Consider the following 15,065-nt stretch of genomic DNA (forward strand, 5'->3'; position numbering starts at 1 on the left):
CGGTTTTCGTCACTCAGCCGTGACCGAGGTCGATGAGGCCTGGCCTTCGCGGGGCACGTAGCCCAGCGCCCGCGTCCGGAACCCGACGGCGCGGTCCGTGTCGGTGACGCCCAGCACCACCTGCCCGATCCTCAGCATCTCCCAATGCTGGCAGGAAACCCTCGCCGACGGAAAACCGATATCCCGTTGTTTCGTGGTCGGGGCCGGTGTTCTCCGGCGTCGGGCTTCCGATCCGCCCTGACGGTTACCTCATCCGGAATGCTTCGGGCGAGGGGGTCGGCTCAGGTGCCGACCCCCTCCGATCATCTGGGTTCCCGCGGGTTCCTCCTGGTCCTGTCCGGTCAGAAGTCGTCGGCGGTGCGGATCCGGTCACGGATCCAGACGCCGGCCTCCTTCAAGGGGGCGGTGCCGGTCCAGGGGCCTCCGGCGTTGCACGTACCGGTCTTGAAGACCGCGCCGGAGCGGTGGTCGTCGGAGAAGTTCCAGTTCACCCAGCTGATCTTCTTGCTCGCCATGAGGTCGAGATAGCGCTGGGACATGGTGAAGTCGTTGGCGTCCTCCCCGGCGTAGTTCTGCGTGCCGAACTCGGTGACGAACATGGGGATGCGGTCGGCCGCGCGGGAGAGCGTGTTGAGGTACTCGGTGCCGTGCGAGGCCGCGTAGAAGTGGAAGGTGTACATGATGTTCGTGGCGTTGACCGGGTTGCCCGTCACCTCGGTCTCCGAGGCGCCCTCGGACACCCCGAGCGACGACCAGGCGCGGGTGCCGACCAGGACGATCCCGTCGGGGTCCTGCGCCCGGATCACCGGGATGATCTGCTCGGCGTAGCTCTTGATGGTGCCCCAGCTCACGCCGTTCGGCTCGTTGGCGACCTCGTAGATGACGTTCGGCTTGGCGGCGTGTCGCTGGGCGATCTCGGTGAAGAAGGTCCTGGCTCGGGCGAGGTTGTAGTTGGGGTCTCCGGGAGTGAGGATGTGCCAGTCCACGATGACGTACATGCCCTGCGCGCTGACCTGCTCGATGAGCGTGTGCGCGAGGTCGGTGAACGCCCGCGGGTTCGTCTCGTAGCCGTCCTCCTGCACGTACGTGGACAGGCGGACGACGTCGGCCTTCCAGTCGGTCGCCAGCGCGGTCAGCGAGCCGGTGGTGACGCACTGGCGGTACCACTGCAGGCCGTGGGTGCTCATGCCGCGCAGTTGGATCTGCTTGCCGTTCTTGTTGCACAGTTTGGTGCCGCAGACGCGCAGTTGCCCGTTGGCCGCGACCGGCGTGCCGCCATCGCCGCCCGCCTGGGTCGTCGCCGTGACGGACGCGCTCTTCGCCGACTCGTTGTTCGCGGCGTCGCGGGCGGTGACGGTGTAGGTGTGGGTCGTCGAGGCCGCCAGTCCGGAGATCGTGGCGGTCGTGCCGGTCACGGTGGCGACCACGGCGGAGCCCTCGTAGACCCGGTAGTCCTTGACCGTGCCGCTGTTGTCGGTCGAGGCGTTCCAGGCCAGGCTGATGGAGGAGGAGGTCGTGCCGGTACTGCGAAGGGAGGACGGCACGCTCGGCGGCGTGGTGTCACCGGGGTTCTGCCCGCCGCCGCAGGGGGCGCCGTTGAGTGTGCAGTTGACCGGCGAGCCGGAACCGGAGGCGATGAAGCCGAAGGTGGTGCTCGCCCCTGGGGCGAGGGTGCCGTTGTACTCCCGGTTCTTGAAGGTGTACCGGCTGCCGCTGCTGGTCATCAGGGAGTCCCAGTATGTTCCGAGACTCGTGCCCGACGGGAGGTCGAAGGAGACCGTCCAGCCGTTCAGTGTGGCGGTTCCGGTGTTCTTGACCGTGTACTGGCCGCTGTAGCCGCTGCCCCAATCCTGCGCCTTGGTGAACGTCGCGGTGTCCGCGTGGGCGACGGAGGGGACGATCAGGGTGAACAGTAACGTCAGTAGCCCGGTCAGCACCAGGGCTGGGGTGGTGCGCCGCATCATCGCTCCTTGCGTGGGGGGACAGGGGCAGATCGTGGCTCTTTATTAGGAAAGTTTCCTAACGTGACACGTGACGTTAGGTGGACGGAGCCTGTCATGCAAGACCTGGATCCCCATTCCCCACGGGGAAATTCAATCGACGGGACGATTCCCGCTGTTCCCCGGGGCGGATTCGCCCGTCCCGCCGCACGCCGCGAGCCGGTGGCGGCCGCCGGCGCGTCCGCGCACGGCTCCGCTCCCGGGCCGGGCGCCGGTCAGCCGATCGGGCCCGGCCCCTGCCCGATGATCCGCTCTCCGAGCCTGGTGACGAGCTGGGCGCGTACGTGGGAGGGGAGGGCGCAGCCGTGCGCGACAAGGGTGCCGAGCGCGGGCAGGTCGAGGAGCACACCCCAGTCCTGGACGTCGTCGCAGTAGGAGACGTCCAGGTGGCGGAGGTCCTTCAGCGCCTGAAGCGGGGCGAGCGACCGCACGGGCGTGTTCCTGATCGACAGGTGTTCCAGGGTGCGGAGGCCTTCGATGCCGTCCAGGCCGGTCAGCGGTGTGTGCTCCAGGTCCAGCCGGGTCAGAGAGGTGAGGGCCGAGATGTCCTCGGGGATGCGGTGCAGACGGCTGCCCGACAGGTCGAGCTCCTCCACCCCGGTGGGCGCGGCCAGGGCCGAAAGAAGGAGCGCCGGGGGCGGGAGTATCACCGGCCGGGGCTGGGCGAGCACCGGTGAGCGCCCGGCGGCCGCCTCCTGCAGCACACGCCATCCGTCCACCGGCGCGCCGTACCCGCCGAGACGGACGTACCCCGAGGGCAGCCACGGCGCGAGCCGTTCGGCCACGATGTCGGCACGGTCACCGGCACCGATGACTCCGGCCCGCAGCAGGCCGTAGTGCTCGTACGCGTGCTCGGCGGGAACGAACAGGTCCGTCACGATGTCCCCGCCCACGACGAGGACCCCGTCGTTGCCCGAGCAGAAGATCACTCCCGCCGCGACCGTGCCGAGCACCAGGTGGTCGGCCGCGCTGTGGATCGCGCGGGCACGCAGGTCGCCGGTGACCGCGAGGTAGCTCTCCGAGGCGTCGCCGTCGTCGAGAAGCCCTTCCACCGCCAGCCCGCCGATCACGATCAGCGGAGCCTTCACGTCGAGCCCGCCGGGAACGTACGTGTCGCCGAACCAGATCGTGGCCCGGTGCACGATCCACCCCGACTCCGTGCGCTCCGCCCCGTCGGGGAAGACCGAGGGCGTCTCGCCGGGAAACGCCAGCGACCACGCCTGCGCGAACAGCAGACCGTAGACGGGAGGCATGATGTGGTGCGGCCACTCTCCGGCCTGGGCCGGTCGACGTAACCAGGATCCGATCGGGTGCAACTCCTCCGTGAGGTCGCCGAAATAGTTCAGTGCCTCCGCGCCGGCCCCGGCCTGTTGCCGGAGCACCTTCAACGCGTCACCGAGACGCTCCGACGCCCCGGAGAAATGCTCACCCGTCAGATCCATGTCACATACCGTACTCATCACCACGAATTCTGATGGCCGTTCGGGCGACGCTCCCGGATGACGGGCGTGTCGGAAACCACGGGGCGCGACCGTGCGGTGACGAAGGGCAAAGTGGATCTTCGCGGGGACCTCGGGTACCGTGCCCGGGGCCCCTGAGCACTCCGGCCCGGCGCGGCCCTGAACGTGGACCGGGCGCGGATCGAGCACGGACCTGAGAGGGTACCGGGCAGGGGCGGGCACGGAACATCGTGACATCGGAAGGATGGATACACATATGGAGGCCGGAAATCGCCGGACCCTGCGGTTGCTCGTCACCGGAGGCGGGACCGGTGGTCACACCTACCCCGCGCTGACCACCGTCGAGGCCCTGCGCGACCACGCCGCCGCGCGAGGGCTCGACCTGGACGTGCTCTGGGTCGGTACGGAGGCCGGCCTGGAGTCCCGCGTCGCGGCGGAGCACGGCATCCCGTTCCGCGCCATCACGGCGGGGAAGCTCAGGCGCTCGCCCAACCCGCGAGAGCTGGCGACCAACCTCGCGGACATGTTCCGGATCCCGGTCGGCGTGTTCCAGGCGTTCGGCATCGCCGCCCGCCATCGCCCCGACGTGGTGCTGTCGACCGGCGGGTACGTGTGCGTGCCGCTGGGAGTCGCCTCGCGGGTGCTGGGCCGGCCGTTGGTCATGCACGAGCAGATCACCTCCCTCGGCCTGGCCAACCGCATCCTGTCGCGTTTCGCGCGGCGGATCGCGCTGACCCATCCCTCCTCGATCGAGCACCTGCCCGCGGGGGTACGCGACCGGGCTGTCGTCACCGGCAACCCGGTCCGTCCGCACCTGCTGCGTGGCAACGTCGACGCGGGACGGCGCCACTTCGGGCTCTCCTCCGACCTGCCCCTGGTCTACGTGACCGGCGGCGCCCAGGGGAGCCGCCAGATCAACACCATGGTCGAGGCGATCCTGCCCGACCTGCTCGCCCGCGCGCAGGTGATCCACCAGTGCGGCCCCGGCTGGATCGCGCAGCTCACCCGGACCGCCGCGGGGCTTCCCGTGGGGTTGCGCGACCGCTACCGTCCGGTGCCCTACGTCGGCGCCGAGCTGGCCGACGTGTTCGCCGCGGCCGATGTCGTGGTCTCCCGCAGCGGGGCGGGCACGGTCGCCGAGCTGACCGCGGTGGGCAAGCCGTCCGTTCTCATCCCCCTGGTGCCCTCGGCCGCCGACGAGCAGCGCCAGAACGCCCGCTACCTCGCCGAGGCGGGCGCCGCTCGTGCTCTCCTGGAGGACGGTCCCACCGCCGACCACCTCCTGGCCGAGCTCGACGCCCTGCTGTGCGACCCCGGGGCCCGTGCCGCGATGGCCGGGGCCGCCGGAGCCCTCGGCCGCGTCGACGCCGCCGACAGGCTGGCACTGGTGCTCCTGGAGGCGGCGGGAACGGACGGCAAGGCCGGTTGAGCCCGACGCCGGAGTCCCGGGGAGAGCCGGCCGGCCGGGGACGGTGGCCGGTGTCGCGGGAAGAACCGGCCGGGTGGGAGGGGTGGGCTTCCCGGTGCGAGGGGCGTCGAAGGGAGTCTCCTCGGTGTCCGCGCGAGGTAGGTGTCTCCTGGCCGAAGGTTTACCGAAAAGGCGGTGGCGGCCCGGCGCCCGCCCAAGTGCGGCCTGAGTAATCTGGCGACCGCACGAAGTGAAGTGCGGTGGAGCCGAGAACATCGCACGGTGCACGTTAGTCCTGGATTTCCAGGAAATGTCGCGGGTGACCGTGCGGTCTCACCCGGCGGCATGTTCCCGGGCAGGCGCGTCTTTCGTGGAGCCTTCCCGGTACGGAGTTTCACGCAGACCGTCCCCGAGAGACAGGTTGGCCATTGACCCGTCAGGAAAAATTCTCGCCCGAGGTGACCGGCGAGACGCGCGACCCGCTCACCGACTCCCGCGCCGACGCGTTCGGCGGCAATCTGCACGTCGGTTACTGGATGGACGAGCACGACGAGGCGCCCGCCGCCCAGGCGACGGATCACCTCACCGACCTGGTGGCCGAGCGCCTGGAGGTCGTTCCCGGGGAGCGCGTCCTGGACGTGGGGTCCGGCACCGGCAGGCCCGCCGTACGCATCGCCACCGCGCGCGACGTGCACGTCACCGGGGTCACCCTGAGCGAGTACCAGGTGCACCTGGCCGAGGCCCGCCCCGAGGCGGGTCAGGGGCAGGGGCGGGCGGACTTCCAGCTCGCCGACGCGATGTGGCTCCCCTTCGACGACGCCTCCTTCGACGCCGCGTACGCCATCGAGTCGCTTCTCCACATGGAGAACCCGGCGGCGGCCCTCGGCGAGATCGCCCGGGTGCTGCGTCCCGGCGGGCGGTTCGTGGTAGGGGAGTGGTATCTGCTCGACTCTCTCACCGGCGACGCCGCCGAGGCCATGGAGGACCTCTCCCGCGGCTTCCACGTGCACTTCGTGCCCACCATCGAGGAGTTCTACGAGGAGATGGACCGGGCCGGGTTGAAGATCGAGATATTCCATGACATAGGGGTAAACGTCGGCAGGTCTTTCCGGCTTGTGGACGACCTCCTCCCGGCCTCCGTGATGCGACTCGGGGGCGAGATCGCCGAGCAGCTCGCCGTCTGCGGGGAGATATACCGGCGCTTCGGGCAGATCCCGCAGATCAGCTACGCCCTGTTCACCGCGGTCCGCCGCTGAGAGCCTGTCCCTTTCCGGATTCGGGGGAAGGCGACCTGCCCCGGGCGGGCGCCGGCCGCGTGATCGGACGCCGTGGCCTTCGCTACCGTGCCGGTGTCACGGTGACACCGGCACGGCTCACGTTCGGCGATGGGCCGCAAGCCGGTCGGCGAGTTCCGCGGGGCGGCTGAGCGCGACGTTGTGGCCCCCGTCGATCTCGTCGGGGACCAGGCCGAGGCGCTCCTTGACGACGCGGCGCATGAAATCGGCGGGCAGATAGCGGTCGTCACGACACAGGAGGAACACCGTCCGCACCGCCGGCCAGGCGGCGAGCGGCCACGGGGCGTCGAAGGGGGTGGCCGACTGGTCGCGCCTCCTTCTCAGGGCCTCCGCGGCCAGATCGGGCGGGACGTCGTGAAGGAACAAGGCGATCTCGTCGTCCGGTGCCCGGCCGTCCTGTTCGTCCTGCTCTCGCCTTGCCTGCTCCCAGCCGGTGCTGCCCCACCAGTCACCCGGCGGCTCGCCCGGCACCGGGATCATGGCCGAGACCAGCACCAGCAGTTCGACCGGTATCCGCTCACACACCAGCGGCGCGGTGAATCCACCGAAGGAGTGGGCGACCACGACGAGGTCGGTACGGTCGCCGACGGCATCGACCACCGCGTCGGCGTACTCGGAGAACCCGGCCGAATCATCGTCGCAGGGAAGGTCGGGCGTGACCACGTCATGACCGCGCGCACGCAGTTCGGCGGCCGTCAGGTGCCAGTACCACGAGTCGGCCGCGGCGCCGGGTATCAACACGTAGGTGGTCATGCCGGACGGTCCCTCCGAAAAACGCGTCACGTCTTCGTCGATCGTCATCGAGTGTGCTCCCCAACGGTGGTCGACCCCGCTCATCGAGGTCGTCCACCGTTAAGACGGGTGAGGCTCCCAAAAGGGGTCACCGTCCGAGGGCGCGCCGCCCGGAGGTGGCGTCGGGGGCAGCGTCGGCGGCAGTCCGAACGCGGCCAGCAGGTGCGGTTCGAAGACGGTGATCTCGGAGATCTCACCGTTCGCGATCCTCAGCACATTGAGCGCCTGAGCCCGGTAGACGGACTCACCCGGCAGCCGGATGTAGCCCGCCACAGCCGGCTGCCGGTTCGCCCGCGTGGGGATGCTGCGCCACCGTCCTCGATACAGCGGTGAATCCGGGCCGAAGGCGTGTGCGGCGAAGGACTCGATCGCGTCGCGACCGGAGAACCAGAACGGGAGCGGAGGCATCGTCATCCGCGCGTCCTCGCTCAGCAGCTTCGCCAGGGCGGCGGGGTCGGCCTTGTCGTGGGCGTCCATGAAGCGTCGCAGCAGTTCTCGTTCCTGAGCGGTCGGAGCCGTCGACGGCGCCCATTCGAGACGTCGCTCCGGAAGGTGGGTCCTCAGGGTCGATCGTGCTCGTTTCAGGGCGCTCTTGACCGAGTCGACACTCATCTCAAGCTGCGCGGCGGTCTCTTTCGCGGACCAGCCGAGCACGTCGCGCAGGATCAGCGCGGCCCGCTGCCTGGGCGGCAGATGCTGGATGGCGGCGAGGAACGCCAGCTCGACGGTCTCCTTGCCGACCGCGGCCGCGTCCGGTTCCATGCCGTCGGACGCGACCGGCTCCAGCAGCTCATCCGGGTAGGGCTGCAACCATCGGACCTCGGACGGCGGCGAGCCCGGCTGCGGCGGCCGTGCCGATCCCGCGTCCCGAGGTCGCGGACGGCGGGGGTTCCGGTCGAGGAAGTCCAGGCACGCGTTCGTCGCGATCCGGTAGAGCCACGCGCGGACGGTGGAACGGCCGTGGAAGGTCCCGCGTCCGCGCCACGCCCGCAGAAACGTCTCCTGCACCAGATCCTCCGACTCCTCGAAGGAGCCGAGCATCCGATAGCAGTGCACCCGCAGTTCCCGCCGATGACGCTCGACAAGCTCGGTGAACGCCCGATCGTCGCCCGAGAGCACGGCATCCACCGGCGCGCTATCCTCGGCCCTCACCTCATCCATGATGCCCCCGACTCATGGGCGCCACGTTATCCACCCCCTGGGGTGGGGAACGCGCCCGTCGTGCTCGTCGGGCACGGTCGTCTCCGGTGAGCCCTGGCACATCGGCGAATCAGCGCCTATCCAGATATGTCGTGATCTGTGGTCACCCGCCGTTTCCTGAGACGACCGCTTTCAGGGCCGCCTGGAGGATGTCCAGTCCGGCGTGCAGTTCCGAGTCGCTGATCGTGAGCGGTGGTGCGAGCCGGAAGATTCCCCCCATCCCCGGAAGCTGGACGATGTTGACGTGCAGCCCGCGCTCCAGGCACGCCGTGGTCACGACTTTTCCGAGCGCCTCCGCCGGGGTTTTGCTCGGCCGGTCCGTCACCAGTTCCAGGCCCTGCAGAAGCCCGCGGCCGCGGACGTCGCCGACCACCTCGAAGCGGTCACGCAGGTCCAGCAACCGCTCGTTGAGCTGCTTGCCCAGGACCGCTGCCCGCGCCACGAGGCCGTCGCGTTCGATGACGTCGAGCACGGTCAGCGCGACGGTCGCCGCGAGCGGGTCCGAGACGTGGGTCGTGAAGAACAGGAACCCGCGTTCGTGACAGACCTCCTCGATCCGCGCCGACGTGACGACGACCGCCACCGGCAGGCCCGCCCCCAAGGTCTTGGAGAGCGTCAGGAGATCCGGGACGACGCCGTCGCGTTCGAAGGCGTACATCTCGCCGGTGCGTCCGAGTCCGGTCTGGGCCTCGTCCGCGATCAGCAGCATCCCGCGTTCTGCGCACATCTCCTTCAGCCGCCGCAGATATCCGGCCGGGAGCTCGATGATCCCGCCGGAGGACAGGATCGGCTCGACCAGGCACGCGGCCAGGCTTCCCGACGACTGCTGGTCGACGAGGGCGAACCCGTACTCGAGCTCTGCCTCCCAGTCGTACGACCCGTCCGCGTGACGGAAGGGGGATCGGTACGCGTTCGGCGTGGGGAGCGTGAGGTTGCCCGGCATGGGCGGGCCGTATCCCCGGCGACCGGCGGAGAAGGTGGCGGAGGAGGCACCCGAGGTCATGCCGTGCCACGACCGGTCGAAGGAGACGATCTCGTACCCGCCCGTGTAGAGCTTGGCCATCTTGATCGCGGCCTCGTTGGCCTCCGCGCCGGTGCTCAGCAGCAGGGTCTTGCTCAGGCCTTCGGGAAGCGTCGACGCGAGCCGGCCGGCCAGGTCGACGACGGGCGGGCTCAGCATGCCGCTGTACAGGTGATCCAGCGAGGAGATCGACCGTGAGACCGCCGCGACCACGTCGGGGTGGGAGTGCCCGAGGATCGAGCTCATCTGACCCGAGGTGAAGTCGAGGATCGCCGTCCCGGCGTCGTCGTAGACGTACGACCCCGCCGCCCGTTCGATGACCTTCGGGGTGAACGTCGCGCCGTAGCGGATCAGGTGACGGTCAACATCATTCCAAAATGACGCATTTTTCATATTTGCTCATGATGGCATGGCCATCCAACGGCGGTTCGCCGCCCTGCCGACGTTCATGACCGCAGGGCTGGGGCGGGTAGCATCCGGGTATGGACCCGGTGATCATGACCTCCGTCCTCACCCTCCCCGCGCTCGCGCTCCTACTGATCCCGTTCCACGACGAATCCGGCGCGACCGACACCCGAAACCAGCTCGCCGGCCTTCGCACCCGGCAGACCCTCGCCTCCCGCGAGGCGTGGAACGCCGCGCACGCGTGGGCGAAGGCGCCGATGCGCCGGCTGGCGACGGCCGTGGGGCTGGTGCTCGCGGTCTCCGTCGTCGTCGCCGCCCTGTTCGACCTCCCGGAGGCGGTCGGTTACGCGATCATCGCCCTGCAGTTCACGCTCCTGGTCGGCGGGTTGCTCCTGATCGGCCGGCGCGCCAACCGGATCGCGGCCGAGGTCAACAGCCGCGGCGAGGCCTCTCCGCCTTCCGCCTGACCCGCGACGGAGACCTGCCGTATCCGGGAGGCCGCAGTGCCTTGACGGTGAGCCGTCCCCTGTTCGACGCCACCTGCCGGGCTTTCTCGTCCGGCCGCTATGGTGGCTGGGCCTGCGGCCCGTTGGAAGACGTGATTCTCGACGGCCGCTCGAATCGATGTGACCCAAGCCACCCGGAGTCGAACTTGAGCAACCCCGAGATGTTCACCGAGATAGCCGTGGAGCAACTCGAAAACTACCGCCCGAAACTCGTCCCCCCGGCGGATCTCCATGATTTCTGGGCGGCCACGTTGGCCGCCGCGGAGGAGTTTCCGCTGAACGTGCGGGCGGAACTCGTGCGGGACACCCCGCTGCGTACGGTCGACGTCTACGACGTCACCTTCGCGGGTTTCGGCGGGCACCCGATCAAAGCGTGGTACCTGGTTCCGCGCGACCGGGCCGGGCTCCTGCCGACCATCGTCGAGTACGTCGGTTACGGCGGTGGCCGGGGACTGCCGCACGAGTGGCTGTACTGGTCGTCGGCCGGGCACCCGCACCTGATCATGGACACCCGGGGCCAGGGCAGCGCGTGGCGGACGGGTGACACCGCCGACCTGGGGGCTTCCGGGCGACCGCACGTACCGGGCTTCCTCACCGACGGGCTGCCCGACCGGGACCACTACTACTACCGGCGGCTGTTCACCGACGCGGTCCGCGCGGTGGAGGCCGCGGCCCAGTTGCCCGGCGCCGACCCGGCCCGCCTGGTGACCACCGGCACGAGCCAGGGTGGCGCGCTCGCCCTCGTCGCCGCCTCGCTGCGCACGGACGTGGCGGCCACCATGCCCAACGTGCCGTTCCTGTGTCACATCAAGCGATCGACGCAGGTCGCCACGGACGGGCCGTTCCCGGAGTTGGTGACGTGGTGTCACACGCATCACCGTCTCGTCGACCAGGCCTTCGCCACGCTCGCCTACTTCGACGTCGCGATCCTCGCCAGGGACGCGCGCTGCCCGGCGCACTTCGGGGTCGCCCTGCGCGACGAGATCTGCCCGCCCTCCGGCGTCTACGCCTGCGTGAACCACTACGGCGGCACGAAGGAGGTCCTGGTGTACGAGTGGAACGGCCACGAGGGCGGCCAGGCGCACCACCTCGCCGCGCAGTCGGCGTGGCTGGCAGAGATCCTTCCCTGACATTCATGTTTCCGGCGTAACAGTGAGGGGCGGCGGAATCTCCGTTCGCTCGTCGCGGGTGTGGAACGGGGGGCCGGTGGCGACCCACGGGGGTTGCCGCCTTTCCCGTGGACGTGATTCACTGACGTCACCTCCGAAACTGTAAGTAAACTTTTCAATAACGGACTTTCCGGTTTGGCGGCTCCCCGTGGCACGACCGCTCTCGTCCAGGCAGGAACGGTTCCGGCTCCCGCACCGGCCCGACCTCCCGGAGCACTCCTTCGCCGTACGTTTCTCCGGCTTGAGGGCGCGGCACGGCCCGTTGACGACGGGGCAGGCCAACATGGTCCGCTGCATGCTCACCGACCCGCCGGAGCACATGAACTACCGCGTCGTGCGGGCGCTCCAGCCGGGCACGACGCTCGCCGTGATCACCAAGGCGGTGATCGGGCTGGTGACCCGGCACGAGTCCCTGCGCACGACCTTCCATGACGGTCTCCAGCGGGTTCTGGCCGAGGGAGGCGTGACCGTCGAGGTCCACGAAACCGGCGAGCTCTCGGCCGGAGCGGACGCAGCCGGAAACCGGGCGGACGCTCCGGTGAGCGAGAAGGACGTGGAGAGCGGATGGGCCGGCGGGCCGGAGGGCGTGGAGAGCGGAGCGGCGCGGGGCACGAGGGGAGCCCAGGACGGGAGAGCGCATGGTGCGGAGGGAGCCGAGGGCGGGGGACCGGCTCGGATCCGCGCCGAGACGCCCGACGCCGACCTCGCGGAGGAGGTCGCGCGCCGGCTGCACGGGACGCGCTTCGCGCCGGCCGAGGAGATCCCGCTCCGGATCGCCGTGATCACCTCCGGTGGCGTACCCCGGCAGGTCGTCCTGGTGACCACGCACAGCGCGACGGACGCGGCCGGGCTGGCCGTACTGCTCACCGAGTGGGACGAACTTCTCCTCGGTAAACCGCTCGCGCCGGTGACCGCGCCGCAGCCGCTCGACGTCGCGGCGGCCGAGCGCACCCCGGCCGGTCTACGGCGGGCGGAGGCGGCGCTGCGCTACTGGGAGGGCCACCTGAGCGGGGTGCCCCGGTCCACGCTCACGGTCGCCGTGGACGGCGAGACGGACTGGTTGCTTCCCCGGCTGCGGGTGCGCTCGGTCCCGGCGGCCGGGGCGCTGGGGCGGATCTCCGCGCGTACCGGGGCGAGCCCGTCGGCGGCGGTGCTGGCGGCCCTGGCGGCACTCGCCGGAGTGCGGGCCCGCCTGCGGACGGTCGTCGTGCTGTCCATCTCGGCGAACCGCTTCCGGCCGGAGTTGCGCGAGTACGTCGGACCGCTCGCCCAGGACGCGCTGATCCCGGTGGAGATCGGCGAGGACGGCTTCGACACCGTGTTGCGCGGCGCGCGCTCGGCGGCGATGGCCGCGTACCGGAACAGCCGCTTCGACTCGGACGCCCTCATCCGGGTGATGGAGGACGTCCAGCGGGAGCGCGGTCTCTTCTTCGCCAGGGATCTCGTGTTCAACGACATGAGCGTCCCCGGCAGGGGCGCGCGGGTCGGCCGTAGCGGTCAGGATGTTCACTCGGTCTGGCTTCCACCGGCCACCCTGCCCACACGCGCCTCGCTCTGGGTCCACCGGCTGCACGGCGAACTCGACGTCACCCTGTGGGCCGACCCGCGCTGCCTGCCCCGCGACGACGCGCGGGCCCTCGGCGAGGGGATCGCGCGGCTGCTCATCGAGGCGGGCGATCGGGACGTGCCGCTGACCGAGTTGACCGCCCTCACCGGCGTCGTCCCGGTTTCCCGGGACGAAGGCTGGCTCTTGGTCGACGGATGCTGGATCCACCTCCCCGAGGTCGAACGCCTGGTGAGGGACGCGCTCGCGCGGACGGCCGGCGGCGACGCGGCGGCCCGCCTCGCGGAAACGGTCGTCACCGCGGAAGCCGACGAACGGTTCGGGCATCGGCTGGTGTGCTTCACGTCGGCGAAGACCACTCCGGAGGCGCTGCACTCGGCCTGCCTGAGCCTGCTGCCCGGCCGCATGTCGGCCCTGACCCCGCACCGCTACGTCGTCTGCGCGACCGCCCCGCCCCCGGGCGTCGCCTGGCGGGATCTGCCGAGGATCGCCGAGGGTTCCGGACGCTGACACCTCGCCCCGCCGGTGAATGTGCTTCGGCGAACGCGTTCACAGGCGGCTTCGGGGGGCGAGCCGGGGCGTTCGCCGTTTTCCTGGTTTTTCCCTGGTTTCCGGGTCAATCCCGTGCCGGCTCCGGCGGCCGGGCAGCGTCCCGGCCCGTCCTGCAAGCCGGATCAGGCGGCGCCGGTGCGCGTCACGGTGATCGCCAGCGTGGTGTAGGGCACGGAGAAACCGCTCCCGATCGCGTCGATGGCGGTCCCGACGGCCTCCAGCACCTCGGCCAGTCGGTCCGCCGGAAGCAGCGTGAGGGCGCCGCTGGTGGGCGCCATGTCCAGCCACTCGTCGCGCGTGTAGGAGTGCTCCTCCTCGAATCGCCACCGCTCCGGCTCGCCGAACCCGCCCGCCTCCCTCACCCCGTCGGCGAACCTGGGGAACAGCGCCTGGTAGGGGTCCGAGGGGCGCTTCTGCGACTGGAGGTCGAGCGGCGAGTCGGGTGCCACCCGCCGGTAGGCCGTGGCGAAGGCCTCCGCGAGAGCGGGCGGGAGATCGAACACGTGGGAGAACACCGTCAGCCTGCCCCCGGGCCGCAGCACCCGTGCCGCCTTGGCGGCGCCGGCGACCGGGTCCACCCAGTGCCAGGTCTGGCCCGCGACCACCGCGTCGAACGTCCGGCCCGCGTCTTCCCAGGCCTCGAACGTCGAGACCTCCACCTCGACCCCGGTGCCCCGGGCGAATTCGGCCATCCGCGTGTCGGGCTCGACCCCGAGCACCCGGCAACCGGCCGCCTGGAACTGCCGGGCCGCGATGCCGGTGCCGCACCCGACGTCGAGGAGATCGGGTCCGGGGCCGGCGGCGACGATCCGCTCCACCAGGGCGTCGGGGTAGCGGGGCCGGGTCCGGTCGTAGCGTTCGGCGTCCACTCCGAACGACTCCGCCATCCGCCTGGCGTTGTGGGACTCTTTACCGGAAGGGCGGGGCTGTTCCCGCGATAAAGTGGGCATGCGCCCACTTTAGTGGGCGCATGCCCACTCGTCAATCGAGTGAAGGCCGTCAAGAGAGGGAGGGGCACGCTGTGCCGACCGGGGTGCACATCCGCGACGCGCGCAGGCACCTGTTCGACGCCGCCGAGCGCGTCCTGCTCAGGGACGGGCCGAACGCGCTGACCAGCCGCGCGGTCACCACAGAGGCGGACGTCGCCAAGGGGGTCCTGCACCGGCACTTCGCCGACTTCGACGACTTCCTCGCCGAACTCGTGCGAGAGCGCATCGCTGGAATCGGCGACCAGGCCGCCGCCCTACGCGACTCCGCGGGGACCGGCACCGTGGCCGCCAACCTCACCGGCGCGCTGAGGGAACTGTTCGACCCGGTCACCGTGTCGATCGTCGGCCTCATCGTCTTCCGCGACGAACTGCGCGCCCGGCTGCGCCAGGCCGGGCCGCCCCACGGAGTCCCGGTCATGGCGGAGGCCGTGGCCATGATCGCCTCCTACCTCGCCGACGAGTGCGAGCTGGGCCGCATCGCGGTCGACGCGGACGTCGACTCGCTCGCGATCTCACTGGTCGGGGCCGGGCACCTGATGTTCGCCGGGCGGGCGGGCGCCCCGCCCGAGGAGGGAGAGGTCGGCAAGGTCGTGACCACGGTCATCGCCGACGTCGTGCAGAGACGACTGTTGTGAACCGCCCGGGGGCGGGCGCTCGACGCGGGACGCCGGGTGCGGGTGGGTTCCCGTGAGGGGTCCCGGGCT

12 protein-coding genes and 2 pseudogenes are annotated in these 15,065 nt (G+C 70.5%); 6 read left to right on the forward strand and 8 right to left on the reverse strand.

Going from position 1 to position 15,065, the window contains the following annotated elements; genetic code table 11:
• Nucleotides 1–9: 9 nt before the first annotated feature.
• The 4 genes and pseudogenes from AB0B96_RS22225 to AB0B96_RS22240 form a co-directional block, all read right to left on the reverse strand.
• Nucleotides 10–138, reverse strand: coding sequence for a hypothetical protein (locus tag AB0B96_RS22225; protein ID WP_362901341.1), 129 nt, complete (start codon nt 136–138; stop codon nt 10–12).
• A gap of 203 nt (nt 139–341) precedes the next feature.
• Nucleotides 342–1,256, reverse strand: a pseudogene (locus AB0B96_RS22230) (glycoside hydrolase family 5 protein); the annotation flags it as partial.
• Between the two features lie 135 nt (nt 1,257–1,391).
• Nucleotides 1,392–1,964: pseudogene (locus AB0B96_RS22235) on the reverse strand (cellulose binding domain-containing protein); the annotation flags it as partial.
• A 251-nt stretch (nt 1,965–2,215) separates the two neighbouring features.
• Complete coding sequence (locus AB0B96_RS22240) at nt 2,216–3,442, reverse strand: hypothetical protein (protein ID WP_350947221.1); 1,227 nt, start codon at nt 3,440–3,442, stop codon at nt 2,216–2,218.
• 274 nt (nt 3,443–3,716) lie between these two features.
• On the opposite strand from AB0B96_RS22240, the gene AB0B96_RS22245 reads away from it, so the two are divergent.
• Nucleotides 3,717–4,889, forward strand: a complete 1,173-nt coding sequence (locus AB0B96_RS22245) for a UDP-N-acetylglucosamine--N-acetylmuramyl-(pentapeptide) pyrophosphoryl-undecaprenol N-acetylglucosamine transferase (protein WP_362901343.1) — start codon at nt 3,717–3,719, stop codon at nt 4,887–4,889.
• 437 nt (nt 4,890–5,326) lie between these two features.
• A complete protein-coding gene (locus tag AB0B96_RS22250; protein ID WP_362901345.1) occupies nt 5,327–6,124 on the forward strand; it encodes a methyltransferase domain-containing protein in 798 nt (265 codons plus the stop codon).
• 117 nt (nt 6,125–6,241) lie between these two features.
• Here the strand turns inward: AB0B96_RS22250 and AB0B96_RS22255 are convergent, their stop codons facing one another.
• The 3 genes from AB0B96_RS22255 to AB0B96_RS22265 form a co-directional block, all read right to left on the reverse strand.
• Entirely contained in the window at nt 6,242–6,964 is a 723-nt protein-coding gene (locus AB0B96_RS22255) for an alpha/beta hydrolase (RefSeq protein ID WP_362901347.1), read from the reverse strand.
• A gap of 51 nt (nt 6,965–7,015) precedes the next feature.
• Entirely contained in the window at nt 7,016–8,116 is a 1,101-nt protein-coding gene (locus AB0B96_RS22260) for an RNA polymerase subunit sigma-70 (protein ID WP_362901349.1), read from the reverse strand.
• Between the two features lie 142 nt (nt 8,117–8,258).
• The gene (locus AB0B96_RS22265) at nt 8,259–9,569 is read right to left on the reverse strand and encodes an aspartate aminotransferase family protein (RefSeq protein WP_362901351.1); all 1,311 of its coding nucleotides are present in this window, start codon (nt 9,567–9,569) and stop codon (nt 8,259–8,261) included.
• A gap of 89 nt (nt 9,570–9,658) precedes the next feature.
• Here AB0B96_RS22265 and AB0B96_RS22270 point away from each other — a divergent pair, with 89 nt between their 5' ends.
• From AB0B96_RS22270 to AB0B96_RS22280, 3 genes are all read left to right on the forward strand, one after another.
• A complete protein-coding gene (locus AB0B96_RS22270) occupies nt 9,659–10,048 on the forward strand; it encodes an SdpI family protein (protein WP_362901353.1) in 390 nt (129 codons plus the stop codon).
• A gap of 185 nt (nt 10,049–10,233) precedes the next feature.
• Nucleotides 10,234–11,217: an acetylxylan esterase gene (locus tag AB0B96_RS22275; protein ID WP_362901355.1), complete on the forward strand. Its 984-nt coding sequence runs from the start codon at nt 10,234–10,236 to the stop codon at nt 11,215–11,217.
• Nucleotides 11,218–11,404: 187 nt separating this feature from the next.
• On the forward strand, nt 11,405–13,330 hold the full coding sequence (locus AB0B96_RS22280) for a hypothetical protein (protein ID WP_362901357.1): 1,926 nt from the start codon (nt 11,405–11,407) through the stop codon (nt 13,328–13,330).
• A 164-nt stretch (nt 13,331–13,494) separates the two neighbouring features.
• Here the strand turns inward: AB0B96_RS22280 and AB0B96_RS22285 are convergent, their stop codons facing one another.
• On the reverse strand, nt 13,495–14,322 hold the full coding sequence (locus tag AB0B96_RS22285) for a class I SAM-dependent methyltransferase (protein WP_362901359.1): 828 nt from the start codon (nt 14,320–14,322) through the stop codon (nt 13,495–13,497).
• 71 nt (nt 14,323–14,393) lie between these two features.
• Here AB0B96_RS22285 and AB0B96_RS22290 point away from each other — a divergent pair, with 71 nt between their 5' ends.
• The gene (locus tag AB0B96_RS22290) at nt 14,394–14,996 is read left to right on the forward strand and encodes a TetR family transcriptional regulator (protein ID WP_362901361.1); all 603 of its coding nucleotides are present in this window, start codon (nt 14,394–14,396) and stop codon (nt 14,994–14,996) included.
• The last annotated feature ends 69 nt before the right edge of the window (nt 14,997–15,065 follow it).

It is taken from the genome of Streptosporangium sp. NPDC049046, from assembly GCF_040649155.1.
GTDB lineage: Bacteria > Actinomycetota > Actinomycetes > Streptosporangiales > Streptosporangiaceae > Streptosporangium.